Below are 24176 nucleotides of genomic sequence, written 5' to 3' on the forward strand. Positions count from 1 at the left end.
GCAGGTTGGAAACCTTTTTCCGGTCAGCCGTCCGTCATCAGATGCGGGCTGCTGGGGACGTTAAGAATCCGCCCGTACAGGTCGTGTGTCCCGGAAAGGTCCATCTTCGGGCAGTGGGCGTACATGGGCAGATCGCAAATCGGCACCCAGGCGGCGCGTGCGCCGATGCCGGCATCATTGGCGGCCTGCAGGACCGGCTCTCTCAGCGTACGGTGTCCCGGCTCCAAAAGCAGGATATTGATCCAGTAATTGCTGATGCACTCGGCGGGTTCGCTGACGTGATTGACACCGTCGATTTTGGCGAACGCATCGTGGTAGCGCGCGGCAAGACGGCGCTTGCGCTCAAGGTACCCGGGTAGCCGCGCCAGCTGTCCGCAGCCGACGGCGGCGTTCAGGTTCGGCATGCGGTAGTTAAAGGCGATTTCGTTGTGCGAGAACTCATAGGCATGGGGGATGCGTGCCGTCGTCGTTACGCGACGCACCCGTTCGGCCATGTCATCGTCATTGCACAGGATCGCGCCGCCGCCGCCGGTGGTGATGATCTTGTTGCCGTTGAAGCTGAGCGCCGACATGTGGCCGTGGTTGCCGACGTGGCGGCCCTTGTAGTACGAGCCGAGCGATTCCGCCGCGTCCTCGATCAACGGGATGGCGAATTCATCGGCTACCGCCGCCAGCGCATCAAGATCGGATGGATGGCCGAATGCGTGCATGCACATCACGGCGGCGATCCGCCGGCCGGTTTGCTTGTTGAACAAGCCGTCCGGCCGCTTTTCGGCGATGTCGTGCAGATAGCCGGACAGCTTTGCCGCATCGACGCCGAGCGTCGGTTCCTCGGCATCGATGAAATGCGGCGTGGCACCGGTGTAGGCAATGGCATTGATTGAGGCGATGAAGGTCAGCGCCGGCGCCAGCACCTCGTCGCCATGGCCGATTCCCATCATGTGAATGATTGCGTGCAGTGCCGACGTGCCGCTCGACGTGATGACCGCGTGCCTGGCGTCGCAGAACGCCGCCAGGTCGGTTTCGAACTGGGTCACGAACTTGCCGTGATACGAAACCCAGCCGTCACGCAGACAACTCGTCACGTTTTCGATTTCTTCCTCGCCGAACCGCGGTTCATGCAGCGGTGCCGGGGGCGGCGCGATCTCGCGCAACACACTGACGATTTCCTCGACCTTGTTGTCCATGTCCGGTTCCCGGTTGTTGCCGTTTAGTGGCGAAAGTGGCGCATGCCGGTAAAGACCATGGCTAGGCCCTTTTCGTCGGCCGCGGCGATGACTTCTTCGTCACGCATGCTGCCGCCCGGCTGGATAATCGCGGTGGCGCCGGCCTCGGCCGCCGCAATCAGACCGTCGGCGAACGGAAAGAATGCATCCGATGCGACCACCGAGCCGATGGCCCAGCTTTCCGGATCGCCCGCGACACGCGCCGCGTCGGCGGCTTTCCAGGCGGCGATGCGGGACGAATTGACGCGGCTCATCTGTCCGGCGCCGACGCCGACGGTGGCGCCGTTTTTGGCATAGATGATGGCGTTCGACTTGACGTGTTTGCAGACGGTAAAGGCGAACATCAGATCGGCCATTTCCGTATCCGTCGGCGCGCGTTTGGTGACGACGTTCAGATCGCCCGACGTCAAGGCCGCGTCGCGGTTCTGCAGTAGATATCCACCGGCCAGCGAGCGCACGGTCATGCCCTTGGCGGCGGCATCCGGCAGCGCGCCGGTTTCCAGGACGCGGAGGTTTTTCTTGGCCTGGAAGATGGCCTTGGCGTCGTCGGATATTTTCGGTGCGATGATGACCTCGGCAAACAGCTCGGCCGCGAGTGTCGCGGTTTCCGCGTCAAGTTCCCGGTTGAAGGCGAGGATTCCGCCGAAGGCACTTTCCGTATCGCACGCCAGTGCGCGGCTGTAGGCATCGCTCAGATTACCGGCAATGGCGACGCCGCACGGGTTGGCGTGCTTGACGATGACACAGGCCGGGGTATCGGTGAACTCGGCGACCAGCTCGAACGCGGCGTCGGTGTCGTTCAGGTTGTTGAAGCTGAGTTCCTTGCCCTGAAGCTGCGTCGCTGTGGCGATGCCGGGGCGGTTTTCCGAATTCGTATAGAAGGCCGCTTCCTGATGCGGGTTCTCGCCGTAGCGCAGTACCTGCTTCAGCGATCCGGCCATGACGGTGCGCGCAGGGAACGTTTCGCCCAGTGTCTCGGCGAACCATGCCGAGATCGCCGCATCGTAACTGCCGGTCCGGGCATAGGCCTTGGCGGCGAGCCGGGTTCTGAAGTCCGCCGTGGTGGCGCCGTCATTGGCGGCCATTTCCTCGAGCAGCCGTCCGTAATCGGCCGGATCGACAACGACGCTGACGAAGGCATGGTTTTTCGATGCGGCGCGGATCATCGCCGGACCGCCGATGTCGATGTTCTCGATGCAGGTATCGAAGTCCGCGCCCTTGGCGACGGTTTCCTCGAACGGATACAGATTGACGACCAGCAGGTCGATGTTTTGAATGCCGTGCGCCTGCATGGCCGCTTCGTGCTCGGCATTGCCGCGCACCGCGAGAAGGCCGCCGTGAATTTTCGGCTGCAGGGTTTTGACGCGGCCGTCCATGATTTCCGGGAAGCCGGTGAAATCGCTGACTTCGACGACGTTGACCCCGGCATCGCGGAGCGCCTTGGCGGAACCGCCGGTGGACAGGATTTCAACGCCGGCGGCATCCAGCGCCTGACCCAGCTCCAGCAATCCGGTTTTGTCGGAAACACTGATCAGGGCGCGGGTAATCTTTGCGTCAGTCATCGGTTTTCAAATTCCTCTTTGGTCATTCATGTAGATTGTGCGCGTTTGGCTTTCGGGGCATCCCGGGGGCCGTCCGCGGGTTCGATGAATTCCGGAACGATGCCGTGCAATAGCGTGCGGACCTCGTCGTTGCGTCCCGCCCCGGCGGCATCGAGCAGCGGCGCCATCCGGCGTTTCAGCTCGTCGATGGAAACAACACGGGGCGCGGCCAGCAAAAGTCCGGCGTAATTCGTCTCGACGGTGGTTTCATCGTCGTGGAAAACTTCTTCGTAAAGTTTCTCGCCGGGGCGGATGCCGGTGAATTCGATCTTCACATCGGTGTCGGGGACCTTGCCGGAAAGGCGAATCATCTGCCGCGCCAGATCGACGATCTTCACCGGCTCGCCCATATCGAGAACGAAAATGCGCCCGTCCGCGACCTCGCCCCGGCTGCCCAGTGCCGATGCCTCGAGCACAAGCTCGACCGCTTCGTGGACGGTCATGAAGTAACGCGTCATCTCCGGATGCGTGACCGTCAGCGGCCCGCCTTTTTCAAGTTGGCGCTGAAACAGCGGCACGACGGAACCGGTCGAGCCCAGAACATTGCCGAAACGCACGGTCACGAACCGGCATGACCGGCTCAATTCGGAAAGATCGAGGGCCTGACAGTACATTTCAGCGGCCCGTTTGGTGGCGCCCATGATACTTGTCGGGTTGATCGCCTTGTCGGTGGAAATCTGCACCATGGTGCCGACGTTGGCGGCAAGGCAGGCCTCGGCGACGTTGATCGTGCCCTGGACGTTGGTGCGGATGCCTTCTGCGGGGTTGCTCTCGACCAGCGGTACATGCTTTAGCGCGGCGGCATGAAAGACGATTTCGGCGCCGAGCGTCTGGAGCGCCTCCGTCATACGTGCCCCGTCACGGACATCGGCGATGATCGCCTGACGCGGCAGCGCCGGCTGGGTCTCGGCAATTTCACGGTCGATCTTGTAAAGCGCGTACTCGTTGTTTTCGATCAGGCCCAGCGTGGCCGGCTCGAACGCGGCGATCTGGCGTGCCAGCTCGGATCCGATGCTACCGCCTGCCCCGGTGATGACGACACGCCGGTCCTTGATCAGTCCCTGCATGACGTCACGTTCAAGCGGCGTTTGCGGGCGGCCCAGAAGATCCTCGATCGCGACCGGCTTGACCTCGGTGCGGTCGGCATCGGCGGCGCGGAAGTCGGTGGCGCGCGGCACACGGGCCAGCGTCAGACCGAGATTGGCGGCACGTTCCAGAAGATCGCGGACCGGCGCGCCGGTAATTTCATCCTTGGTCAGGATCAGGCGCTGCGGCGCCGCGTCCCGGGCCTTTAATTCAGCGAAGATTTTTTCAAGTTCATCGACGGTGCCGAGTACGGTGACGCCGCGGATCGTGCGCCCAACCCGTTCCGGGTGTTCGGAAAGAATGCCGACAACACCGTAGGGCGTATCCGTGCTTTGGCGAAGTCCGCGCAGGAACTGGTCGGCCCCGTCGGAGGCGCCGATCAGCAGCACCGGCACTTTCGACGCCAAGCCCAGGTGCGGCAATTCGATGCGGCGGTCTTTCCACGAGCGATATATGAAGCGGGGGCCGCCCAGCATGGCCATCAGCGCCAGCCAGTTGATGAACGGAACGGAACGCGGCACATCGTCCATGCGCGACCACATGAACATGACGACCAGGAACGCCAGCATGGCGATTGTCGCGGCGCGGGTGATCGCCATCAGGTCGTCCATGGACGCGTACCGCCAGACGCCGCGGTAAAGACCGGAAATCCAGAACACGACGGCGCCGATCAGCGTCATCGCGAAAGCGCCCTCGATGAGCAGTGTCGTGCTCAGGCTGTATTCCGTGGCGCCGACGCGCAGATACATGGCGACGACAAACGACAGGCCGGCCATGACGATGTCGTGTCCGAAAGCAATCAGGCCGCGGCCGGAAATTCGATGCAACAGCTTCACGTTCAAACAGGTCCTGCCCGGTTTGTCTCGCGCCATGCTTGCGCAACGGCGCCAAGCCCCTCAGACATCTTATAAGGGGCTTGCCAGCGCGCGTCACGGTGGAAGGGGGCCGTATCGACGAGAAAGTTCCCGGTCAATCGGGATATGGCGGCGCTGCGCCCGGTCAGCGCCCCGATCAGGCGCAAAACCCAGCGGGGCACATGGAACAGCCGGGCCGGACGGCCGAAGGCTGCGGCCACGGCCTGAAACAGCTCGGGGGTCGAAACAGGGACGCCGTCGGATATGAAATAAGGCGTATCGTGAAGTTCCGGCGCGGTACAGGCTGTGGCAATGGCATCGGCCAGGTTGCCCGCATAGGTCATATCGCGGCGGTTCTCGATCCCTGCAAGAGGTAACGGGAACCCCTTGAGAACAGCAGAAATAACCGCCCTGAAATTGCCCGCCGGCGGCCAGCCGTAAACGAAGGCCGGGCGCAGGATGACCAGTTCGCAGGCCCGATCGGCGGCCATTTCGCGAAGCCGTATTTCCGCCGCCAGTTTTGAGCGGCCATAAGCATCTTCGGGGACGGGGGCATCATCCGATATGAGCGGGCGGACGCCGGACCGCTCACCGGCGGCTTTGACGGAACTTATCAACACAAAGCGTTTGATACCGGCGGCCACGGCAGCGTCGAACAGGCGGGCACTGCCGTCAACATTGACGTTGTGAAATGTATCGTCATCAAGTGACGCATTCATGACATGGACCCGGGCTGCCAGATGGACGACGGCATCCAGGCCGCTCATGGCGGCTTTCAGCGCCTCAATATCCGTGTTGCGGTCTATACTTGGGATTGCCGACACACTGTCCGCATCTGCCAGCGGCAGGTTTTCCGGCGTTCTGACAAGTGCACGAACGTCATGTCCGGCGGCTTTCAACGCCGCCAGCAGATACCCGCCGACAAATCCGTTGGCGCCGGTAACGCCGATCTTCAAGAAGCCTCTCCGCGACCGGGGTTGATGCGGGCGGCTTCCATCCCCCGGCCGGCAATCACCGCATCCAGCACATCGATCATATGGCGCGACTGGGTCTCGCGGCTGTAACGGGGTGCGGCGGTGAGGCTGCGCTTGCCCATGTCGCGGCGCTGATCCGGCTCGTCCGCGAGAACGGCACAGGCGGAAGCCAGCGCATGCGGATTTTGCGCGGCAACGATCAGACCGGCACCGGCATTGGCGACGATTCCGGAACCCTCACCCGGCGGGCCGGCAAATATGATCGGCAGGCCCATGCCCATGGCTTCGAAGATTTTCGACGGAATGACTCCGGCGAAAACGTCGGCATTCTTCAGGTGCACCAGCGCCGCGTCGCAAAGCGACCAGACATCGGGCATACTTGCCTTGGGTTGCGGATCGAGGAAGCGGACATTTGTCAGGCGTTCCGCTTTCGCCCGCGCCATCAGGCCGTCGCGCTCGGCGCCGGCGCCGACCAGCAGGAATACGATATCCGGGCGCTCGCGCATGATCGCCGCGGTATCGAGAACATTGTCGAGCGCATGCGCCATGCCGTGAGTGCCGATGTAACCGATCACGCATTCGCCGTCTTTCAGGCCCGCCCTGGCGGCAAGCACCGTGTCGCGCGGGCGCGGCGCATAGCGCCACAGATCGACTCCGTTGATGACCACGGCGATTTTACCGGCATCGATACCGCGGTCGATCAGGTTGTTGCGGAATGACGATGTCAGCGCGACCACGGCGTCCGCATCACGGTACATCTTCAGTTCAAGTTTCTCGAGGAGCCGCAAGGCCAGATTGGCTTTCATGGCACCGACAGCGGCAATGGACGCCGGCCATAAATCGCCCAGTTCGAAGACATAGCGAAGCCCACGCCGCTTCGCGAACCACCATGCGGCAACGGCGGCGAAAAATTGCGGCGAGGTCGAGATCACGACATCGGGGGCCGGCTCCAACCGTGCCGCCCGGTAGCCGCTGATCATGAAACTCAGAAAATCCAGGATCCGGAGAAAAACGCCACGGTTGGGTGAGATGTAGGTCGGCACGCGCACCACGCGCAGCCCGTCCATGTCCTCGGTGCTATAGCTGTTCTCATAGCCGTCGAAAAGCCGGCCGTGTGGAAAATTGGGCTGGCAGGTGATGACGGTCACTTGATGGCCCCACTTCGCCCAATACACGGCACGCTCATATACACGCGTCGCCGCGGCATTGGTTTCAGGGGGAAAGTTCTCTGTGAAAAAAAGGATGTTCAAATGACATGCCCTTTGAAACTCATGACGAAGACATTCCTGCAGATTCTTGCAGGCTTGCGTGCCGGGCGAACATCGCCGTCAAGACGACACCCACGATTACGGTGACCATCCACCAGCTTGAAGCGATGGAAAAACTGAAGCTGAAGAGGGTGGCGATCAAGGAGCCGCAGGCAAAAATCCATATGCGGTCCAGGGGACGGTGGATATGCCGTTCAGCTAAAATCAGGCCCCGTGCGATCAGCACATATATGAACATCGCACCGAAGAAACCGAAGTCCAGCCAGATCTGCAGGATGGCGTTGTGTGGATGTACCGGAATGGGCTCTCCGAGTTTTCCAAACCGGGGGTCGCTCAGAACGCCTTCGGCGTCCGTTCCAAGCCGCTTGGAAGCGTCGACCCCCCAACCGAGTAATGGTTTCTCGGCGATTTTGTCAGCGACAAAATCCCATATATACATGCGGTAAACGACTGCATTTGCTGCCGAATTTGTTATGTTGAGTTGGGTGCTGACTTGCTCGGGCTTAAAGTTACTGAGATTCATCCAGACCGGCAGCAGAAATGCCAGTGCCAGAACGGCCAACACCAGTTTGAGCCTGTATCTGCCAAGCAACTGATAGGTGAGGCCTGCGACCAGTGCACCAACCAGTCCGTAGCCTGCCGTCCGGCTCCCGACCCAGTAACATGTCAGTACACCGAAGCAGACAAACAAGAGGGCAAAAAGCCGTTTTCCGGCTCCAATCAGATAAACCCCTGCGACAAGGCTGAAAAGCGCTGTAACGGTGGATGCGGATTTGAACCAGAAATAACCGTAAAGCTGAAGCCGGGAAAAATAGTCGTCATTGTATCGCTCAGGCTCGAGACTGATAAAATACATCAGTTTCTCATAGAGTATGTACCCGCCAATCCACATCATGGTGATGCACAGCCCCAAGATCAGGGCGCCGGCAACCCATTGGATATCCACCTTGCTCAGGCAGCTCCGCATCGGGAAAAGCAAAACCGCAATGACGATCAGGCCGATGATTTTGCCGAGTGACGTGGCCTCGTCAACCAATGCGTCGTTCAGCAGGGATGCCAGCAGGGCTGTCAGAAAATAGGCGCAAAGAGCATACAGGACATAGGAATCGAAAACCCGGATGCGCTTGAGTGCGTCTCTTTTATAGGCAACCCCCAGTAATGCGAGCGCTGCTACGATTGCCAGCGGCACAACGGCTTTGCTGGATGACAGGGAAACTATGGGCATGGCTGCGGCGAGGATGGCGAAAAGAACGCCATAGGCGCTCGGCGCGGCTGACGGTAAATTCAGGGTCTTCGAAGTAATCACGATTTATCCGTTCAGGGTGTCACATGGCGAAGGTATCGCCAGAACAGCACGACAACAATGCACGCCGTAACGCCGGCCGGCCAGGGGTATGCAGTGCTGACAATGGCAAGGCCGGTCAACGCGCATCCGGTTATGCCAACGCGCAATGAAACGTCGGCGTGGGACAGGCCGTTCTGAACGGCATGTTGATAGGCATGCTCGCGATGCGCCTGCCAGATTTTTTTGCCGCGGCGCAGCCGGGATAGCAGGGTTATCGTCGCATCGATCAGATAATATCCCGGTAGAATAAGCGCCGCAGCCAGATATCCGTTCCCGGCCATGTCGAGCAGCAGCCAGCCAAGTACGAATCCCAGTGGCACACTGCCGACGTCGCCCATGAAGATCTTTGCAGGCGCCCAGTTCCAGACCAGAAACCCGGCCGCTGCGGCGGCGATGACGAGTGCCGGTCCCTGCAGACCGATGAGGTCGCGATTGAAAATGCAAACGAGCGCGATGCCGAGCGTGATGACAATGGTCTCGACACCGGTGATGCCGTCGATACCGTCCATGAAATTATAAAGATTGATGAACCATAGCCACGCCAGCGCGAGCAGTCCGGACTGCAACCACCCCGGCAATGCGCCGATCAGGGGGAGCTCGGAAACGGGGGCGATGTATAGGACAATTCCGACACATATGAATTGCGGAATGAACCGAACCAGCGGAGATAATCCTCTGACATCGTCTGCCCACGAAATCAGTGCCAAGACGAATGCTGCTATTCCAACCATTATAATGCCGGACGGCAGAGGTGTACCGGCAATGGCCAGTATGCCGATACCTGCTGCGACGGCGGCAAGTATCGCCAGTCCGCCGCCACGTGGTTTTGCCTGTTGATGCGAGCTGCGTTGATTGGGCTCGTCCAGAATGCCTTTTCCGGCCAACAACCGGCAGAGAAAACCGGTCCCAACCAAGGCGATCAGGAACCCCGTCGCACAGGCCGCAGCAAATGGCCAAAGCTCAGGCACGCTTCTGTCCGACAATCAGCAGGCTTTTGCCGAACGGCGGCGGCACGATGGCTTCGAAAGTTCGGGTCACGGGGATGAAAACCTTATCGTACAGCGACGTCAGGGCCGGGCTCAGGTTTGTCGACCCCATGATCGTGTTGATCAGGCCCCATGCCGGAAATCCGAGGATATCCATGTACTTGCTTTGCATGGCGGTGAAGCCGGTGGCGGCCAGTTTTTGTTCGAGTTCAGGTTTCGTGTAGCGGCGATAATGACCGAAAATATCATCGAGCTTACTATGCAGACACGGCATCGCGGGTACGAAAATGCATACATGCCCGCCGGGCTTGATCAAACGGTGCAGATCCGAAAGCGCGTCCGTATCATGTTCAATATGCTCGAGCACATTGACGAGGCAGATGCAGTCCCGTGCATCGGGGCCGACGCGCTGCAGGTAGTCATGAATGGTTTCCGAAAACGTCCGGACGTTTTTGTCGTCTGCGAATTTTGCCTGCAGGGCTGTAAACTGGTGCGCTGAAGGCTCAACGGTATCGAGCGTCGACAGAAGCGGGCGCAGGTAACCTGAATATGTGCCGATCCCGGCGCCGATTTCCGTGCCGTCCCCCTTCAGGTATGGCTTGAAGCTGTCGGTGATCCAGCGGTAGTAATTGACAAGGTTGGCCGCAGCTTCGAATTCCCGGCCTTCATAGGAAAGAGAATCTGCACTCACGCCGGGAACCCTGTTGTCAGAGAGAACGGTGCTGTCAACCGACGACGCGCCATTTGATCAGGCTCCAGATGCTGGTGAAAAAATGCCACCAGCGGACTTTCTTGCCTTCTTCATAGCAGCGTGCGGCATGCGAAATCGGCACCTCATAGATATTCAGCCCGGCCTTGCAGATCTTGGCGGTCACTTCCGGTTCGATCTCGAAACCTTCGGAAACCAGATCGAGTGATTTGATCGCCTCCAGCCGGAACGCTTTGATCGCCGTTTCGATGTCCGTGAAAATCCGGTTGAACAGAACGTTCGCCGTCCAGGTCAGCAGCTTGTTGGCGACGAAGTTCAGCGTGCCGTATACCTTGCAGTACTTGGCCCGGGTCAGCCGCGAGCCGTAGACGACATCGGCGTCGGTTTCGAAAAACGGCTCGAGAACGTCGTAATAGTCCTTCGGGTTGTATTCCAGATCGGCATCCTGCCACAGCACGATATCGCCCGTGGCGTGGGCGATGGCGGTCCTGAGGTTCGCGCCCTTGCCGGAATGTCTGTCGCGCAGCACGACCTTGATCTTCGGGTCATCGATCTTTTCCAGCAGTTCGCGGGTGCCGTCGGTCGACACGTTGTCGGAAATCACGATGTCCCATTCCAGGCCGCGTTTGTCCGCTTCGACGACCCGGCGGACGCATTCCAGAATGGTGTCCGCCTCGTTATAGGCGGGAATGATGATCGTCAGTGACTTCGGCGCATCGGGCATTGGGCAACTCTAACGGTTTGAAAAAAGGGACATCAGATCCCAAGGGCGCATGGGCACCCAAGTGGTACCAATATATGCCGGGGATTTCGATCAAAAAGGTAGGATCTTAACCGGTCGGCGTGGCTTCGTTGATGCAAAACTGCAGCAAGGCGTCAATTTCGGCGTCCAGCGGGGCTTTGGGACTGAAGCCGGTATCACACAGCCGGCTGTTGTCGATTTCCAGTTCGGGCGTCGGGCCGCCGTCCTGCCGGTCGGCGGCCTCATCCGCGACGGACAGCGCGATATCTGCCCCCAGCAGCTTGCCGGCGCGGTCCTGGATGAGGTACGCCATTTCAAGAACACTCATGGCCCGGCCGGCGGACAGGTTAATCACCTGATAGGGGGCCGGAAAGGGGTTCATTGCGGCAAAATGACGGGTGGCGGCGGCGATATCGGTGAGCGGCAGAAAATCCCGGCGTTGCCGGCCGTCCGATGTCAGCGTCAGTTTCCGTTCCTGAACGGCCTGTCGGCAGAGATCGTTGACCAGCAGGGTCCAGCGATCCGTCCCTGTGTCGGCGGGGGCGCCGAAGCCATTGGAGAGCCGAAGCGTCAGTGCGGCAAGGCCGTTTCCGCTCGCCGCTTCGACGCGCTTTTCCGATTCAAGGTGTGCGACGGCATACGGGTGCGTTGGTGCCGTCGGCGTGTTTTCGTCGATATGTCCGTTGAGCGGGCCATAGACATGCACCGTCGAAAAATAGATGAACCGGCCGATACCCGCCGCATGAGCCGCCGCAAGAGCGGCTTCGGTTAACGCAAGGGTAGCGGCGATTTCCTTTTCCGGGTCTGCGGCAGAGGCAATCTCGTTCGGCGCAGCCAGATGGATCAGGCATCCGGCGCCGTCGCAAAGACGCTTCAGATCATCACCCCAGGTGACATGGGACAGGGCCCAGGCGGGGATTTCATGTTCCGCCCTGCGCGTCACCACGCGGACATCGGCACCGTCTTCCAGAAGGGTCTGCACGATACGGCCGCCGACGTAACCAAAGCCACCGGTTACGACGATCGGTGTCATCTATCGGGCCAGGTATAGGGAATGGCGGGGTCGTCGTCGGGCCGGCCTTCGGCTTCGTCAGGGTCATGCCCGATCGAGGCACAGTTGGCGACGATGGCAGGGGTTTCGGAAGCGCAGCGGAAACCGTTCCAGATGCCGGGCGGAATAATCAGCAGGCCGTATGTGTCGGTGCTGTCCGGGGACAGGGTTACAGACTGCACCTCTCCGTTCGTGGCGCTGTCGGGCCGGTCATCATAGAGTACGAATTCAACGGCACCCGAAGGCACGGCAAGCTGCATGGTCATTCGGCGATGACGCCGCCAGGCTTTGACCTGGCTGGGCTCGATACAGGAAAAATAGACTTCGCCGAAACCGGCGAACTCGGGCCAGTCGTTGCGCACCATATGCATGATGTTGCCCCGCGCGTCGGGAATTATGCGAAGCGGTTTGCGAACGACGCCGTCGATCATTCGCCGCTCATGTAGGCGTCAATCTGGCGGGCGCTGACGGTGTAGGCGTCTGAACCTTCGAGGACGGCCTTGTACCAGATCGCGCACTCTTCGACGGCGCGATCGACGCTCCATTGCGGACGCCAGGCAAGACGGTTTCTGGCTCTGTCGATGCTGAGATGCAGCAGGGTGGCTTCATAAGCCTGATCCGGCGGCGTATCGACGATCACGTCACCACTGCCCCAGTGACCGACAAGCTGATCCACAAGCTGATGCACGGTACGGACGGAATCCTCGCCGGGGCCGAAATTCCATGCACCGCCATAGCGTTTCGGATCTTGCAGAAGTTTTGCGGCAAGGGTGAGATAGCCGCTCAGGGGCTCAAGGACATACTGCCACGGCCGCGTTGCCTGCGGCATGCGAATGCGGATCGGCTCGCTTTTGCCGAGTGCACGGATGCAGTCGGGCACAATGCGATCCGCCGCCCAGTCGCCGCCGCCAATGACATTGCCGGCGCGCGTCGTCGCAAGACCTAGATCGTCACGGCTGTCCAGAAACGATGCTGCGTAGGCTTTGAAAACAATCTCCGCCGCCGCCTTGGAAGCACTGTACGGATCCAGCCCGCCCAGCTCGTCGGTCTCGCGGTAGCCCCAATCCCATTCCTTGTTCAGGTAACATTTGTCCGACGTAATGAAGACCAGCGCCTTCACCGACGGTGCATCGCGCATCACGTCGAGCAGATTGACGCCGCCGCCGATGTTGGTATCGAACGTCAGCTTGGGATCGGCATAGGAGCGCTTGACTAGCGACTGTGCCGCCAGGTGAAAAATGATTTCGGGTTCGCTGTCGCTGACGACGGCGCGGACCTGATCGATATCGAGCATATTGCCGTCCCGGTGCGTGATACGCTCATCCAGGCGCAACAGGGAAAAGTGCGGCTGCTCACCTTCCGGGGGCAGGGCGAAACCCCACACATCGGCCCCCATGCGGGACAGCCACAAGGCAAGCCAGGATCCCTTGAACCCGGTATCGCCGGTGATCAGAATGCGCTTGCCGCGAAAGACGTTGGGATCGAACGGCAGTGTCATGACCAGTTTTTCCAAGGCGCCTTGTCCCCTTCCCAAAGGCCGGTCAGCAGTTTGAAATCGCGATACGTATCCATGCACTGCCAGAAACCGTCATGCTGATGGACCATCAGCTGATCGTCCGCAACCAGCTTGCGGAGCGGGTCCTCTTCAAACACAAGGCCGTCGTTGTCCGGCAGATAATCGAAGATGGCGCGGTTCAGCACGAAAAACCCGCCGGAAATCCGCCCGCCTGTGGCCTGCGGCTTTTCATTGAATTCCATGACCATGCCGGTCTCGTCGGATTCCAGTTCGCCGAACCGGCCCGGCGGGCGCACCCCGGTAACGGTCGCCACCTTGCCGTGCGCGCGGTGGAACGAAACAAGCTGCTCGATATCGATATCGCTGAGGCCGTCGCCGTAGGTCAGCATGAACATCTCGTCATCGCCGACATACTTTTTGATCTGGCGGACCCGATCGCCGGTCATGGCATTCAGCCCTGTTTCGGCAAGGGTGATCTGCCAGTCCTCGGTGTTGCCGGTACTGTGAATCTCCAGCGATTCCGGTTTGCCGAGAGTGAGCTGAAAATCATGGGTCAGGATATCGTAGTTGATGAAGAAGTCCTTGATGACATGCCCGCGATAGCCGAGGCAGAGCACGAACTCTCTGAATCCGAAGGACGCATAGTTCTTCATGATGTGCCAAAGGATCGGCCTGTCGCCGATCGGGATCATTGGTTTCGGCAGATTTTCGGCGACATCGCGAATACGTGTGCCTTGTCCGCCGCAAAGAATAACAACCTTCATAATTACTCTATATCCATGAATTTCAGCTGTCGTAATTGCGGTCTTTTATAACCAACGGCACCGGAGAACGCACCCCAATTGATAGGCCGTACGGCATTGTTTGGTTCAGCCTGGGTAGCAGGTTTCCGGTTTTACGGTGAAAACAAGAATTGTCTGCGTTCCTGACTGAAGCTGAGGCAAAGTTCTGGATGCGAAAATAGGAAGATCAAGTTCGGCAACCGGATGTGCACACCCGGCCTGTTCCAGTCTGCGCATATGATCCAACAGCAACGAGTGATCTGAAGAACCGGGCTTGAAGTCTTGCACGACAACGTGCGTGATTCCGGCTTTTTCAAGTTGGCGCGAAAAGACCTGATTGTTATTGGCGTCCGGCGTAAGCCGAACCTGCGTTTGCAGATCCGGGTGGGCCATGAAATGAGGCACGTCCAAAAGATATAACCACTCCCGATGGGTCACCAGGGCACGGTCGTTGTTTGTTAAATGGCTATTCAGCCAGATCACGGCGCCATATCTGGCGATGTTGTTTTTTAAATAAGCCGTTTTGGATTGGCCGGAAAAGAGATAGTCGGCAAATTTTTTGGTAAACAGCACCTGTCCGGAGATCTGGATCAGGAGCAGAAAAGCCACGCCTGACCACACGACCGACCGGGCGGAGGTCAGGCCATCGGTGAACCGGCTGGTCCCGCAAATCACGCACAGAATGACCAGTGGATAAGCGGGCAATATGAGACGAACAAGCAAGGTCGGCGTCGTGAAAAACCAGATCGTGTAAAAGAATATGCCGCACAGCATGACCTTGAAGAGTGTCGAGCGATAAGCTGCTGTGACTTGAAACGCGGCAATGATGGCGAAAGGCGCAAGAATCACGGCGGCTGGTCCAAATCCGATGCGCCCCGCGCCAAATTCCGGCAACGGTGCAATGATCGTCCGCAGGGGATAAGCGACGTACCAGAATAATGACCGGGGTATCGCGTCAGGATGTCGCCACATCCGGCTAAGCCGTTCCGCCATGCCGGCATCCCATTCGAAGCCGGGCATCAACGTTACATGCTGCCACAGCAGCGGATAAATCGGGTCCCCCGTCTGCGTCCAGTTGTAAATGTACCACTGGCTTCCGGCCAGAAGGACCGCCAGCGCGTATAAGACCACTCTCAAAACCGATGCCTGCATACTGATCAGAATGAGCCCGGTGGCCGTCGCAAAAATCAGGCCGGTCATTTTTGTGCCGACAAAAAATCCGGCGGCAAGCCCGGCGACAATAACCCAGCTTAAGGATATGCGCGTGGTGCCGGCGCCCTGCACCGCCATGGCGGCACCATAGGCTGCAAGCAATGCAAAAGCGGCGGCGCGAACCTCGACCTGTCCTGTGCCGGCGGCGTACACAACGGCCGGTGCGGTCATCAGAATAAGTGTGCCGGCCAAGGCCCAGGCGCGGGCAACATGGCGCCGCGCCAGCACATAAAGCAGCGCCCCCGTGCTCCATCCGGAAATCAAAGTCCAAAGGGGCACCGCTTGTTTGCCGCCGAGGCCCTCAGCGATGCCATAACTCAATTGCACAAGAAGTTGCGTCACCCCGTCAATGGCGCGTGGGATGGCGAAAATGCGATGCTCCGCCAGGAACAGACGCGGGGTTTCAAAATGATACGCCAGGCTGTCGGCGTCAGCGGCGGGGGCGAGCGCCTCCATGATATCCATCGCCGCGACGGCCAAAAGGCCGGCAATCAACAGCCATTCCAGAGGGCTTGCCCTGTCAAGGCGGGCGGCCGCCCCCGTTGATGGGGACCTGAAAAACATCCACCCGAAGGAAAGAGCTAACAGGATTCCGATAAACGCCGGCGCGGCATAGACTTCCGCAAGTCCTGCAAAAAATGCCAGCCATCCGATCAATCCGATCCCCAGTACAGACCCTATAGAAAGTCGTTCGGGCAAAGTCAGCACCCCGAGCAGCCCTGATGCCTTGAGGATGAACAGCCCGCCGCCGATGGCAGCGACAAGCATCCAGAGCGTGACGAGGAACGGCATCAGAATGCTGCCTTGCTCAGGACGTCTAAAATGGGATTAAAGAGTTCTCGGAACTGGAACAGGTATGCCCCCAGTATGGCGATGATCCACAAGCCGCTCAGGACCGGGGCCACGGGCTTCAGCGGTGCAAAAATGCTCCGAAGCACTTCAACAAAGAACCGCAAAACATATCCCGTTCGTCCGGCCGGCTGTGCCTGAGCCGCTTCCATGTAGATATAGGCGAGCCGCCGACACTGATTCAGCAAGCCTGCGGCACGGCGGGCTTTGAGGGCGGGCAGGTAACGTCTCGCGATTTCCGTGCAGCACGTAATTCGGCGGTCGGTGTGCGACATGATGCTGCCATCGATATGGTAGTATCTGGCAAGGGCCTCGCCGAATAAGGTAAAGCGCGCATCGGGGTCGGCCAGCAGCTTGAGCCACAGATCGAAGTCCTGCGCGTTTCTGAGCGTCTCGTCGAAACCGCCCGCGGCCAGCACGGCGTCGCGACGGGTGACGACGCTGATGCTCGGGATGTAGCCTTTCAAATACAGCGACGTATAAGGATCGGTGCCTTCCTCGAAGCGCCGCCGGCAGTCGATGTGCTGATCGCCGCCCGGGGTCGTGTCCAGATAATCATGCGCGACGAGCAGATAATCGCCGTCCTGCAGAACCTGCAGGGAACGTTCGAGCTTTTCCGGCAACCATTCGTCGTCGGCGTCGAGAAACGCCAGATAGGTCTCGCGCGCTTCGGCGATGGCCCGGTTGCGCGCCGCGCCGGCGCCCTTGTTTTCCTGGCTGACGACGATCAGTTTCGTGCCTGCCATGCTACCCTGCATGCTCATGGCGGCATCCACGGTGGCATCGGCCGAGCCGTCATCGACGACGATCACTTCGGCCGGTTTCAGCGTTTGCCGGGCGATGCTGGCCAGCGCACGGCCGATCGTCGCTTCGGCGTTATAGGCCGGGATGATGACGCTGACGGGGGCCGGATCACGCGGCATCGGCGATCTCCGTCAGGGTTGCCGCCGGCGCCGTTTCGGCGATGGTGCCGCCGGTGAACGTGCGCACCGCCAGCTCCAGCATCAAAAGGCTGTAAGCCCGGTACGCATGGCGGTCCGGGTTTCGCATCAGCCGGCCGACCCCTTCCGCCGTCCACCAGCCGCGCGCCAGGGCTTCTCTGGACGTCAGCAGTTTCTGCGCCGCCCGTCCGACATCGCCCCTGAACCAGCTCGGCACCGGCGACACGAACCCCTGCTTGGGGGCGTTGATGACGCTTTCGGGCAATAACGATGTGGCCATGCGGCGCTCGAGGAATTTTTGCCGTCCGCCCGGCGTGCGCTCTTCGGGACGGACGCTCAAGGTGGCCTCGACGAAGCGATGGTCGAGAAACGGCACCCGGCCCTCGACGCTGACGGCCATGCTGGTGCGGTCCAGCAGCGTCAGCAGATCGTCGACCATGTATGTACCGAGATCGGCGGCAAGCCCGGCCGTTTGCGCCGCCGCGCCGGGGTTGAGCGCGGCAAAGGCCGTGGCCGCCTCTTCCTGTGCCATGGCGGGCATGGCCATGGTATTACCGATGACGGCGCGCAGCGGTGGCGGGAAATGCGTGCTGTGCTGGTGCAGGTAAGCGCCGCGTGACGATGCAAACAATTCGGCGCGCCCGAACTGCCACGCCCGCATCGGCGACAGCAGCCCGCACAGCGGCTCTAGGATGCCGCGCCTGAGCGCGCCCGGCAGGCACAAATATTTCCGCTCCACCGGCAACTGGAAATAGCGGCCGTATCCGGCGAACAGCTCGTCGCCGCCGGTGCCGTTGAGCGACACCGTGACGTGTTCGCCGAGCGCGCGCTCGATCAGGAAATTCGGCAGCAACGCCGCATCGTTCAGGGGTTCCTCGGCATACCACGCCAGTGCCGCGAGATGCGCATCGGCGTCATAGCCGTCGACGTCGATTACCGTGTGATCGGTGCCGTAGCGTTCGGAAACGCTGGCCGCCAAGGGGCTTTCATCGACGCCGCCCCGGAACCGCGCCGTAAACGTCTTCAGCGCATGCGGTGTGTGCTTCGCCGCCAGCGCCACGACCAGGCCGGAATCGATCCCGCCCGATAGCAAAAGTCCGACCGGCACATCGCTCCTGAGCTGCAGGCGGACGCTGTCTTCGAGCAGGTCGAGAAGGTATTTGTCCAGCTCCGGCCCGTCCGGCGGGACATCCATGGCGGGGGCCGGCTGCCAATAGGGCGCGATCACCATTTCGCCGTCGCTGTCGATGCTCAGGCGGTGACCCGGCTGCAGTTTGCTGACGCCCTTGAACAGGGTTTTCGGCGCAGGGACGTAGCCGTGCGCCAGATATTCGGACACCGCGGTTTCGTCGATTTCGGCGTCGATCAGCCCCGACGCGAACAGCGGCTTGATCTCGGACGCATATATAATGCCGCCCCGGGGCAGCTCGGCCCAGTACAGCGGCTTCACCCCCATGCGGTCGCGGACCAGCTGCAGGCTGTGGGCCCCGGCATCGTATAGCGCCAGTGCATACATGCCGTTCAGCACCTCGACATAAGCATCGCCTTTCGCGTCAAAGGCGGCGAGCACGGCTTCCATATCGCCTTCGCTGCGGTACGGGTAGTCGGCGAACTGCTTGCGCAGTTCGATGTAGTTATAGATTTCGCCGTTGCCGCTCAGCACCCGGCCCGCGCGCGTGTCGACCAGTGGTTGATCGCCGGTCTGCAGATCGATGATCGCGAGACGGCGGAAGCCGGTGCGGTATCGCCGGTCCGGACTGTCCCAGAAGCCGTCGCCGTCCGGTCCGCGGTGGCGCATGAACGACATCATCCCCGGCATGTCGACGTCCGGCACGGGGCAGGCCTTGGGGACGTAGATTCCGGCGATGCCGCACATCAGGTTATTTCCCGAACGGTGATGCTGCCCGACCACGGCAGGGATTGGGTGGTCTCGAAAACGATCCGTATGCCGGGCGTTGCGTTGTGATAGGCGTGCCAGATGCTGATCACGTCAAGCCGGGGCGCAGCACCTTCGCTGTGCACCCTGAAGCGCCCGCCGACGACCGCACTGTCGCCGTCAAGGCGGACATCGAGGGGTGTGACGAGTGCGCGTTCGATTCTGTGCGTGCCGCTGCCGGCGACGCCGTCCTCGATCCGCATCTCCGCATCGCCGAAGACCCAGCGGCGGCGCACGTCATCGGCGCCGAGCCGTCCATAGCCGCCGTGCGCAATCGTAAAGCTGTCGGCATGGATCATCGCCGCCGCCGGTCCGGCGTGCAGGGCGCGAAACGCATCATCGTAATAGGGCTTATTGGGCGGGTACGGATCGGCACCATCGATGCGTAGCGTGCCGTGCACGGCCGACGACCGATACAATGCCGCCTCGCCCGTTTCGCCGTAACAGCCGCGCCCCGGATCGACGAACAACGGCACGCCGTCGACATGAACTTCGGCGCTGCCGATATCCTGATGTGCGTGACCGGGCATGAACGGCCAGCCTTTTTCGGGGACGTGAGCCAGCACCGACCAGCGGCCGAACCCGGCGCGCAGCCAGCCGTCGCGAAGTGCCGCCGCCCGGTCCGGAGTCTCGACAACAGTGCTGAGGGTGCGCAGCTTTGCACGGTCATCGTTATTCAGCGTATCCGTCCAGCAGCCTGCGCCGCTCTCGATCCCGGCCAGGAACGACGGCGGGCAGTCGGGCGAGATGTCGCCGATCAGCGGCATGCCGCCCGGCAAAATCAGGTGCCGTGCCGCTTCCATCAGTTCACCGGCCACGGCGCGCAATACCATGGCGTCATCATCGAGGCCGTGCCGTTCGGCGCACAGCCACGCATCCAGATAGTTCCTGAGATACAGTAAATGATAATGTGTCGAGCCTTCGCGCAGCATGCCGGCGGGCAGAAAAATCCGTTCCGCTTCATGGCCGAGAATATCGAAGCCGAGCTCGCGAGTGTTCTCGTCGCCGAGCGCACAGCCGATCCGGTACAGTCCGCGCCCGTTATTGGCGAGATGGTTCGAGGTGTCGTGATCGCCGAAATACTCCAGCCGCTCGGAAATGATTTTTGCATGCTGCGCCAGATCGCCGGCAAACTCTTCGGCGGGCGCCGGCAAACCCAGCCGCGCTGCCGCGTCGATAATATTGATGGCACGCTCCGCCGCCGTATAGGAGTGCCAGCAGCGCTCGCTGCCGGGGCCGTCAGCCGGGAAGTAACGCCCCCGCCACGTCTGCCAGCAGGCGCGGAAAACCGGCGCCGGGATTTCCGGGCACATGGGCAGCCAGGCGAAGCGGTGGCGGGCCAGATCGGCCTCGATATCGGGCACGGCCTGATCGAAGAACGCAGCCGGATCGTGCGGATCGAAGCTGCACACGATCCCCGCCAGCGGCAACTCGGCGGGTGTTGCCTCAGCCTCGTCGGCAATGACCGCGTGCGGTCCCTGCCAGGCGGTTCCGGTCATTTCCAGCGGCAACTGCTTCCACACATAGGGCGGCAGATGCGGGGCGAACGGCGGCGGGGGTTTTTGCAGACCGACGGCGCGGCGGATCAGCCATGACCGCAGCACGGGATCGGCGCAAAACTGTATGAGCTTTCTTTTAAGGGCGTTCAAGTCTACCAGCGGCCCGGCGGGAACAAGCCGGGTTCCGGCGCGCGATGTTCATCGAGGCCACGGATCGCCGCACGTCCCATGGCGAGGATCGCCTCGGCGGCGCTGCCGCCGATGTGCGGCGTCGCCAGGAAATTCGCCAGCGCCAGCAATTCTTCGTCTTCGGGGGGCTCGAAGGCGAAGACATCGAACGCGGCACCGCCGAGCGTGCCGTCCAGCAGCACCGCCTTCAGCGCGCGTTCGTCGACCAACCCGCCGCGTGCGGTATTGATCAGCACCGCGCCCGGCTTCATCGCGGCGAGGGCGGCGGCATCGAGAAAATTTTTCGTCGTTGTGTCGAGCGGCAGATGCAGGCTGACAACGTCGCTTTCCGCCAGCAGCGTTTCAAGGCTTGCGGCGATGATGCCGTGTTCGGCATAGAAATCGCTGAAGTCGACGGTGTCGTGGGCCAGCACCTCACAGCCGAAACCGGCGCGCAGCATCACGGCCAGCTCCTTGCCGACATGGCCGCAGCCGATGATACCGACCGTGCAGTCGGAAATCTGGCGGCCGACCAGTTGCCGCCAGGTACCCCCCAGGACTTCGGCATTGGCGGCGGGAACGTGACGCAGCATGGAAATGGCAAAGGCGATCACCAGTTCGGCGACAGAGCGCCGGTTGACGCCGCCGGTCCAGCCCAACGCGACACCGCGTTCGATCAGGGCATGCAGATCGATCTTGTCGAAGCCGACACCGTACTTGGCGATCACTTTCAGACCGGGAACGGCATCGAGGACACCGGCGTCGATCCGTTCCAGTGCGATAACGGCTTTGTCATGGCCCTGTAGAAAATCGATCAGCGCATCGCCGGCCAGGCTTGCCCCGGCATCGTTGAAGGTCGTCTCCGGGTAGCGTGCCAGCAGTTCCTGGCGCAGCAAAGGATGGCGGGAAAACGATCTCGAGGCGACGCAGACGCGGCTCATGCCGGCGCACGACCGAATATCGGCAAGGCATCGGGCGCAGTGCCGGCCAAGAGGAGATTCGTGGCGCGCATCATGACTTCAAGCATGGTCTTTTTCCAAATCCACAAACCGGTGAAGCACGACTTTTTTACCATATGCGCGTTTATGCAGGAACGGCGGTCGCGCCGTGTAATAGCGCTGGCTCCACTCGCAAATACCGTCCTCCAGAATGGTGTCGCCGTCACGCCAGGGATATTCCTCGAAGTTGGAATTTTTGTATCGCCGGTTGCAGCAATAGAACGCCGTCGTTTTTGCCGGGTTCCTGCGCAGTATGTCGAAATACCCGGCAACGACGGGAAGATCCATTTCCTGCATCGACACGATATTAACGGCAAGGCCAATAGGAACGCGTTGCAACAGCGCCGCATTATCGGCTTGAACGGCGACAACGCGGACCGCCGGGTTGTCGATCGCGGCGCTCATCTCCGTTTCATTGCGCACCAGCGCCATGTCGATATCGGGAAAGGTCCGCTTGAGGTAAATCATGTCCAATGACAGCGATTTCGTCAGGTTAACGATGAAGATGCGTACATCGGGCGAATTGGCCAGCAAAAGCGACGCCATAATGCCGAACCCGTCGCCGATAACCAGTGAATTCCCGCTTTCGGTCAGTGCTTTGCGATGTTGGCGGATAAGCGCAAGGGTGAAAACGTGGCGCAGCGTGTCGTATGTGAATTGCTGACCGCGCATGTGCGCAACCCGGCGCCCGAGCCGTTCACACATGCCGAGGTCGCTGTATTGGCGGGCCAGCCCTTTCAACGGTATCTGTAAAATACGGTGCGCCAGATTGCGCAGCAGGGAACGCTTTTCAGTGACGTTGCCGAGAACGGAATAGCCATCGACAGTGCCGTCTTCGCGGACACTGAACAGCGGCTTGTGCTCTTTCCAGTATGCCGAGGTGGAGGCTTCGTCATCGTCGGCATGTGCCAGCAGATAGCGGACAGCATCTTCGTTAAGTAAGTACGGGGCGATTTCCGTGCTCATGTGCCGTTCATGTCCCCCCGGAAATTTTTCCGGCCGGTATGCTTGCCAATGCGCTGTCGAATTCTTCGAAAGCGTTTATCAGAACAGTGGGCTTCAGCTCATCGAACGGTATATGGCAATAACCGAAGCTGACGCAGATCGACGGCACCCCGGCATCGTGTGCCGCAAGGATGTCGTTTTCACTGTCGCCGACCATGACCGAAGGATATCCGGTGCGGCCGAGCAGGGCGATCGTATCATGGATATGACGTCCGTCCGGCTTGCGGTTTTCGACCTCATCGCCGCACAGCACCACCGGAAAGAACGGCGTCAGGCCGAATGCGTCGAGCACGGGCATGGTGGTTTTCTTCGGCTTGTTGGTGCACAGCGCCATCGCAACCCTGGCGTCGCGCAGCTTTTCAAGAACGTCCATGACGCCGGGGAATACGATCGTGTCCTGGATCGGGTTATCGCTGTAGATCTGCAGGAAGGCATCCTTGACCCGGTCGCGGTGTGCGTCGTCGATCATGCCGCCGGTGTCTTCGAGCGCGTCGGCGACAAGATGCACCGCGCCTTTGCCGACCAGTTCCTTGACGCGCTCGACCGTCAGCGATGCGCGGCCTTCGTCGGCGAGAGCACGGTTCAGCGACCACGCGACGCCAGGCGCGCTGTCGATCAGCGTGCCGTCGAGATCGAAAATGACGGTCAGGTCGTTTGCGGTGTTCATCAGTATTTCCCCCAGAGCGGATCGTCGGGCATGGCGGCTTCGACGCGGGCCACGTCCTCGTAACTGTCGACGGACTGATAGGGGCGGAACGTCATCGGCGCGATGCGCTGGAAAAATCCGTTATCGCAGATGCGGTTGGAATCGCATGCCTCGGCTTTTTCAAGCGGCGATTCAGGGGTCTTCGTGAACCATTTCAAAAAGTGCCAGCGGAACCCGAAAATGCCGCCGACACGTTTGGCGCCGCCCGCCGGATCGAACGTCTTCATGTACGGGATCGGGCTTCGCGAAGTATAGAGCACATTGCCGTTCAGGTCGTGCACGAGCTTCACCATATCGGGATTGACGAAGGTTTCCTCATCATGAACCGGGACCGCCAGCATGGTGCCCTTGACGTCGGCATCGTCGAACGGCGCCATCACGGCTTCGATCACGTCAGGCCCCAACAACGGCTCGTCGCCCTGCACGCAGATAACAATATCGTCGTCGGCGACATCGACGCCGCATTTGGTGGCGGCTTCGGCGACGCGGTCCAGCGCCCGGGTATGGGTGTCCGCCGTCATGATCACGGGAAAGCCCTTTTTCTCGCAGAACGCCTGGATCTCTTCGTCACAGGTGGCGACCGCCAGCACGTCCCATCCCGAATACATCTTCGCACGCAGGTAGCAGTGCTCGAGCATGGGCCGCCCGCAGATCGGATGCAGGGGCTTTCCGGGAAACCGGCTTGCCGCCATGCGGGCCGGAACGATGCCTATGGTCTTCAT

21 protein-coding genes are annotated in these 24176 nt (G+C 60.7%); all 21 read right to left on the reverse strand.

All coding sequences use genetic code 11. The features are described 5' to 3' along the window. Positions 1-23: 23 nt before the first annotated feature. Positions 24-1187 carry a LegC family aminotransferase gene (locus L2D14_02360; GenBank protein WNK00277.1) on the reverse strand — a complete coding sequence of 388 codons (1164 nt, stop codon included), beginning with the start codon at positions 1185-1187 and terminating at the stop codon, positions 24-26. A gap of 23 nt (positions 1188-1210) precedes the next feature. Continuing rightward, positions 1211-2788: a bifunctional phosphoribosylaminoimidazolecarboxamide formyltransferase/IMP cyclohydrolase gene (purH, locus tag L2D14_02365; GenBank protein WNK00278.1), complete on the reverse strand. Its 1578-nt coding sequence runs from the start codon at positions 2786-2788 to the stop codon at positions 1211-1213. 26 nt (positions 2789-2814) lie between these two features. Then, positions 2815-4749 (reverse strand): nucleoside-diphosphate sugar epimerase/dehydratase, encoded by a 1935-nt coding sequence (locus L2D14_02370; GenBank protein ID WNK00279.1) that lies wholly within the window; start codon positions 4747-4749, stop codon positions 2815-2817. A 2-nt stretch (positions 4750-4751) separates the two neighbouring features. Next, a complete protein-coding gene (locus L2D14_02375; protein WNK00280.1) occupies positions 4752-5723 on the reverse strand; it encodes an NAD-dependent epimerase/dehydratase family protein in 972 nt (323 codons plus the stop codon). Then, positions 5720-6991 (reverse strand): glycosyltransferase family 4 protein, encoded by a 1272-nt coding sequence (locus L2D14_02380; GenBank protein WNK00281.1) that lies wholly within the window; start codon positions 6989-6991, stop codon positions 5720-5722. The genes L2D14_02375 and L2D14_02380 overlap by 4 nt, the downstream gene beginning before the upstream one ends. A gap of 19 nt (positions 6992-7010) precedes the next feature. Further along, complete coding sequence (locus tag L2D14_02385) at positions 7011-8198, reverse strand: O-antigen ligase family protein (protein ID WNK00282.1); 1188 nt, start codon at positions 8196-8198, stop codon at positions 7011-7013. Between the two features lie 128 nt (positions 8199-8326). After that, on the reverse strand, positions 8327-9322 hold the full coding sequence (locus L2D14_02390; protein ID WNK00283.1) for a glycosyltransferase family 4 protein: 996 nt from the start codon (positions 9320-9322) through the stop codon (positions 8327-8329). Next, the gene (locus L2D14_02395) at positions 9315-10031 is read right to left on the reverse strand and encodes a methyltransferase domain-containing protein (protein WNK00284.1); all 717 of its coding nucleotides are present in this window, start codon (positions 10029-10031) and stop codon (positions 9315-9317) included. The genes L2D14_02390 and L2D14_02395 overlap by 8 nt, the downstream gene beginning before the upstream one ends. A 34-nt stretch (positions 10032-10065) precedes the next feature. Next, positions 10066-10773: a glycosyltransferase family 2 protein gene (locus tag L2D14_02400; GenBank protein ID WNK00285.1), complete on the reverse strand. Its 708-nt coding sequence runs from the start codon at positions 10771-10773 to the stop codon at positions 10066-10068. Between the two features lie 106 nt (positions 10774-10879). Beyond that, positions 10880-11824, reverse strand: coding sequence for an SDR family oxidoreductase (locus tag L2D14_02405; protein WNK00286.1), 945 nt, complete (start codon positions 11822-11824; stop codon positions 10880-10882). Beyond that, positions 11821-12273 (reverse strand): dTDP-4-dehydrorhamnose 3,5-epimerase family protein, encoded by a 453-nt coding sequence (locus L2D14_02410; GenBank protein ID WNK00287.1) that lies wholly within the window; start codon positions 12271-12273, stop codon positions 11821-11823. The genes L2D14_02405 and L2D14_02410 overlap by 4 nt, the downstream gene beginning before the upstream one ends. Beyond that, entirely contained in the window at positions 12270-13355 is a 1086-nt protein-coding gene (rfbG, locus tag L2D14_02415) for a CDP-glucose 4,6-dehydratase (GenBank protein WNK00288.1), read from the reverse strand. The genes L2D14_02410 and rfbG overlap by 4 nt, the downstream gene beginning before the upstream one ends. Next, positions 13337-14122 (reverse strand): glucose-1-phosphate cytidylyltransferase, encoded by a 786-nt coding sequence (gene rfbF / locus L2D14_02420; GenBank protein WNK00289.1) that lies wholly within the window; start codon positions 14120-14122, stop codon positions 13337-13339. Before rfbF ends, rfbG begins: the two co-directional genes overlap by 19 nt. A gap of 105 nt (positions 14123-14227) precedes the next feature. After that, positions 14228-16144, reverse strand: a complete 1917-nt coding sequence (locus L2D14_02425) for a glycosyltransferase family 39 protein (GenBank protein WNK00290.1) — start codon at positions 16142-16144, stop codon at positions 14228-14230. Beyond that, positions 16144-17124, reverse strand: coding sequence for a glycosyltransferase family A protein (locus L2D14_02430; protein ID WNK00291.1), 981 nt, complete (start codon positions 17122-17124; stop codon positions 16144-16146). The genes L2D14_02425 and L2D14_02430 overlap by 1 nt, the downstream gene beginning before the upstream one ends. Continuing rightward, entirely contained in the window at positions 17114-19018 is a 1905-nt protein-coding gene (asnB, locus tag L2D14_02435) for an asparagine synthase (glutamine-hydrolyzing) (protein WNK00292.1), read from the reverse strand. Before asnB ends, L2D14_02430 begins: the two co-directional genes overlap by 11 nt. Next, a complete protein-coding gene (locus L2D14_02440; protein WNK00293.1) occupies positions 19018-20727 on the reverse strand; it encodes a heparinase II/III family protein in 1710 nt (569 codons plus the stop codon). The genes asnB and L2D14_02440 overlap by 1 nt, the downstream gene beginning before the upstream one ends. Positions 20728-20729: 2 nt before the next feature. Continuing rightward, positions 20730-21686 (reverse strand): phosphoglycerate dehydrogenase, encoded by a 957-nt coding sequence (locus tag L2D14_02445; GenBank protein ID WNK00294.1) that lies wholly within the window; start codon positions 21684-21686, stop codon positions 20730-20732. A 78-nt stretch (positions 21687-21764) separates the two neighbouring features. Further along, complete coding sequence (locus L2D14_02450; protein WNK00295.1) at positions 21765-22709, reverse strand: putative sugar O-methyltransferase; 945 nt, start codon at positions 22707-22709, stop codon at positions 21765-21767. A 7-nt stretch (positions 22710-22716) separates the two neighbouring features. Then, on the reverse strand, positions 22717-23415 hold the full coding sequence (locus tag L2D14_02455; protein WNK00296.1) for an HAD-IA family hydrolase: 699 nt from the start codon (positions 23413-23415) through the stop codon (positions 22717-22719). Further along, positions 23415-24176, reverse strand: coding sequence for a 3-deoxy-manno-octulosonate cytidylyltransferase (gene kdsB, locus L2D14_02460; GenBank protein ID WNK00297.1), 762 nt, complete (start codon positions 24174-24176; stop codon positions 23415-23417). Before kdsB ends, L2D14_02455 begins: the two co-directional genes overlap by 1 nt.

Source organism: Thalassospiraceae bacterium LMO-JJ14 (assembly GCA_021555105.2).
Taxonomy (GTDB): Bacteria; Pseudomonadota; Alphaproteobacteria; order Rhodospirillales; family Casp-alpha2; genus UBA4479.

Bases quoted from the DNA above. Each gene is read 5' to 3' on its own strand.
- asnB (WNK00292.1), bottom strand. From the start codon at position 19,018: ATGTGCGGCATCGCCGGAATCTACGTCCCCAAGGCCTGCCCCGTGCCG.
- purH (WNK00278.1), bottom strand. From the start codon at position 2,788: ATGACTGACGCAAAGATTACCCGCGCCCTGATCAGTGTTTCCGACAAA.
- L2D14_02400 (WNK00285.1), bottom strand. From the start codon at position 10,773: ATGCCCGATGCGCCGAAGTCACTGACGATCATCATTCCCGCCTATAAC.
- L2D14_02450 (WNK00295.1), bottom strand. From the start codon at position 22,709: ATGAGCACGGAAATCGCCCCGTACTTACTTAACGAAGATGCTGTCCGC.
- L2D14_02405 (WNK00286.1), bottom strand. From the start codon at position 11,824: ATGACACCGATCGTCGTAACCGGTGGCTTTGGTTACGTCGGCGGCCGT.
- L2D14_02445 (WNK00294.1), bottom strand. From the start codon at position 21,686: ATGAGCCGCGTCTGCGTCGCCTCGAGATCGTTTTCCCGCCATCCTTTG.
- L2D14_02425 (WNK00290.1), bottom strand. From the start codon at position 16,144: ATGCCGTTCCTCGTCACGCTCTGGATGCTTGTCGCTGCCATCGGCGGC.
- L2D14_02360 (WNK00277.1), bottom strand. From the start codon at position 1,187: ATGGACAACAAGGTCGAGGAAATCGTCAGTGTGTTGCGCGAGATCGCG.
- kdsB (WNK00297.1), bottom strand. From the start codon at position 24,176: ATGAAGACCATAGGCATCGTTCCGGCCCGCATGGCGGCAAGCCGGTTT.
- rfbF (WNK00289.1), bottom strand. From the start codon at position 14,122: ATGAAGGTTGTTATTCTTTGCGGCGGACAAGGCACACGTATTCGCGAT.
- L2D14_02410 (WNK00287.1), bottom strand. From the start codon at position 12,273: ATGATCGACGGCGTCGTTCGCAAACCGCTTCGCATAATTCCCGACGCG.
- L2D14_02430 (WNK00291.1), bottom strand. From the start codon at position 17,124: ATGCCGCGTGATCCGGCCCCCGTCAGCGTCATCATCCCGGCCTATAAC.
- L2D14_02455 (WNK00296.1), bottom strand. From the start codon at position 23,415: ATGAACACCGCAAACGACCTGACCGTCATTTTCGATCTCGACGGCACG.